The following is a 3,264-nucleotide window of genomic DNA, read 5'->3' as shown; positions in this document are numbered from 1 at the left end:
TCGCCGTGGTGTAGATCGTAGTTGGATTAGTGACAGAGGCAGTGCCGACTTTGACTGTCAGCGACGGTACCAGCCCATTGGGACTGTCATTGGCCTGGTTGGCGGCGCCGGCCGGGCCGGGCAGGACTATCGAGAAGACACTCAGCAGCGCTGCCAAAATGGCCAGACAAGTTATAAGCTTCCTGTGCTTGAGTTTTGACACCATTTGCTTGAGTTGCAATTTTCTTTCCCCCTTTCATCAGATTTGTCGTGGTATAAAAATAAGGTGCTAACGGTGCAGTGTATTGCCATGCTGCCGGTGGAGACCGGTGCGCTGCCCATCCCCTTAGCACACCGTACCACCGGTCTCTGCCCTCCTTTCTTTTTTAGTATAGTAAAGCAAAATTAGAAACTTTTGCCATTAAAACTGCTTATAGAACAAGACTGTTATCTTCAGTTAGCTAATATTATTGAATTTTGTCGGGTTAAAGCCTATCTCGTTGATTATTTCATCAATGAAACAGGCCTTTCTTATATTGCACCGACCTATTCTTTATTGATTTAACGCATTTAAAATAACTGTAACGGCCTCCGCCCTGGTCGCGTTGCCTTGCGGCCGTACGGTGTTGTCGGGATATCCCTTGATGAGCCCATTCTTGGCAGCTGTGGCCATGGCTTCCCCGGCCCAGCCGGAGATGCTCCCGCTGTCTGCGAAAGCAGTCTCTTCTGTCACCATGTTCAGCTTAGCTGCTTTGACGATCATCACGGCCATCTGCTCGCGGGTAATCAGGTCGTCGGGACCGAAGGTGTTGTTGTCGTAGCCGTTGATTACCCCGTTGGCCGCCGCGGCAACAAGGTAGTCTTTGGCCCAGTGCGAGGCAGTGTCGGCAAAAATTTTGCCGCCCTGGCTCTCAAGCTTAAACGCCTTCACCAGCATGGTGGCGAATTCGGCCCGGGTAATGGTGTGATCGGGCTTGAAGCTGCCGTCGGGATAACCATTGATGCAACCCATGTCCACCAGCTTGTTAATATTGTCCATGGCCCAGTGGCCGGTAATGTCATTTAATGATCCAGCCGGCTTCTCTATTGGCTTAGCTTCTTCTTCCCCGGCTGCAATAACGGCAAATTTGGTGAAATGGTCCACCTGCACGGTTATGGTGTTGCCGGACACGGTGCCGCCGATGTTCACCCATTTAGCCAAGGCTTCGTCGTAGTAGTAGATGGCCGGAGTCTCACCCGCGTCTATAGCCTCAGGATCGAAGCTGAGTTTTATAGTTACACTCTTGGCAAAATTGTAGCTGTACTCGCCACCCGCGCTAAACTCGTATACGCCGCTGGCCAGCTTGAAGCCTATAGGCACTGCGGGAGGTGGGGTTACTTTCTGCACTTTTACTTTTACTGAGCGGGTCCCTGTTAGCGCGCCAGCCGGCACTACAATGGCAGCTTCACTGCCCAGACTTATGGTACCGCCCGCGCTGGGGTAGACTGTAGCTGACCCGGTTGTGGAAGTAACCGCTTGCGGCGTTATACTGCCGCCGCCACCACCACTGCCGCTACTGTCACTGTCATCATCATTGTCATCACTGCCGGATGAAGTTTGGGTATAGGTGGCAAACTTGGTTAAATGCATGGTCCAGATCGCTAGAGCGTTGCCTTCGTCTTGCTTGCCTTCCCGGGCTGATTTATTAGCTAATTCTGCTGTAACCGCATCTGAATAAGTTGCCGCTACGACAGTTTTGATCGGATTGAATGTTCCGTCACTGCTGAAATAGCCAACGTCATGGCCGGCTTGGCCCGGAATGAGGATTTTGACAGCCTTGTCGAATTCCAGAGTGCCACCGCTAAAGCCGACTTCTATGACCGTATTGACTGACGAAACGGTTTTTCCGGCGTCAGGAGTCACAGTTACGGTGCTTTTATCCTTGACTGCCGGCGCATAGATGACGCCATCCCACGCTTCTGGCGCGTATATAGTAACTCCTGCCGGGATCTCTACATTTAACTGTACCGCACCCGTGTCCAAAATCGTGTATGCAACCAGACTGACTTCTTCCTGTAGCGGATCGGTATATACTTGGCCGGAAACCGTAGTATTCGTTGTTGGAGCGATAAAAATTGCCGTGTCCAGACTGTTATTGCTCCAGTTGCCTCCGTCGTCGACTGCTTCCACCTTGAAGGTGTACTTGCCGTTGGTCACGCCGGTAACGCTGTAGCTGGTAGCGGTTATAGTGTCTTCTGTTTTAAGTGTTGTACCCTGGTAAATCTTAATCTTATATCCTGTCACCCCAACGTTGTCGGTTGCCGCGGGCCAGCTTAAGTTGACGCTACTGCCGGAAACTGTGGCGGTTAATACGCTGCCGCTAGTCCAGGCGGGAGCATTTTCATCTGCCACGGTTACGGCACAGGTGGCGGTGAAGCCGCCGTCCGCCGTAGTAACGGTAATATTGGCAGAACCAGGGGCAACTGCCGTCACCAGACCGCTGCCGCTGACCGTGGCCACCGCGGTGTCGCTGGACGCCCAGGTCACATTCTGGTTGGTGGCGTTGGCCGGAGTCATGGTCGCCGTCAACTGGTCGGTACCGCCAACGGTGATGGTGGTGCTGCTCTTGTTGAGGCTAACTCCGGTAACCCCCACTGCCGTGGCTTGCACGGTCACCGCGCAGGTGGCGGTAAAGCTACCGTCAGCCGTGGTCACGGTGATGTTGGCCGTACCGGGGGCTACTCCCGTTACCAGGCCGGTATCGCTCACCGTTGCCACCGCGGTGTTGTCGGAAGCCCAGGTCACGTTCTGGTTGGTGGCGTTGGCCGGGGCGACGGTCGCCGTAAGTTGGTCGGTACCGCCGGCGACAATGTTGTCGCTGCTCTTATCGAGGCTGACTCCGGTAACCGCCACTGGCGGTACAGTCACAACGCAGGTGGCATTAAGACTGCCGTCCGCGTTGGTGGCGATGATGTTGGCAGTACCGGGCGCTACTGCCGTCACCAGGCCGGTGTCGCTGACCGTGGCCACCGCCGGATTGCTGGATGCCCAGGTCACGTTCTGGCTGGCGCCGGTCGTGCCGATGGTTGCCGTCAGTTGGTCTGTGGCACCGGCAGTGATGGTATCGACAGCCTTGTTGAGCCACATTGTTGTAGCCGGATATACATCTTGCACGGTCACGGCGCAGGTGGCGGTGTAGCCGCCGTCCGCCGTGGTTACGGTAATGTTGGCCGTGCCGGCTGAGACAGCCGTTACCGTGCCGCTGCTGTTGACTGTGGCCACCGCCGTGTTGTCGGAGCTATAGG

The 3,264-nt window shown here is 55.1% G+C and carries 2 protein-coding genes; both read right to left on the bottom strand.

The window, feature by feature from the left end; translation table 11 throughout:
• Nucleotides 1-220 (bottom strand): hypothetical protein (locus L9W92_RS18440; RefSeq protein ID WP_240085203.1); only part of this gene is annotated, 220 nt, incomplete at its 3' end.
• 312 nt (nucleotides 221-532) lie between these two features.
• Nucleotides 533-3,264: Ig-like domain-containing protein (locus L9W92_RS18435; protein ID WP_240085202.1), on the bottom strand; the 2,732-nt coding region annotated here is incomplete at its 5' end.

The organism is Pelotomaculum terephthalicicum JT (assembly GCF_022410535.1).
GTDB classification, from domain to species: domain Bacteria; phylum Bacillota; class Desulfotomaculia; order Desulfotomaculales; family Pelotomaculaceae; genus Pelotomaculum_D; species Pelotomaculum_D terephthalicicum.
This window is presented reverse-complemented; position numbering and strand designations above follow the sequence as displayed.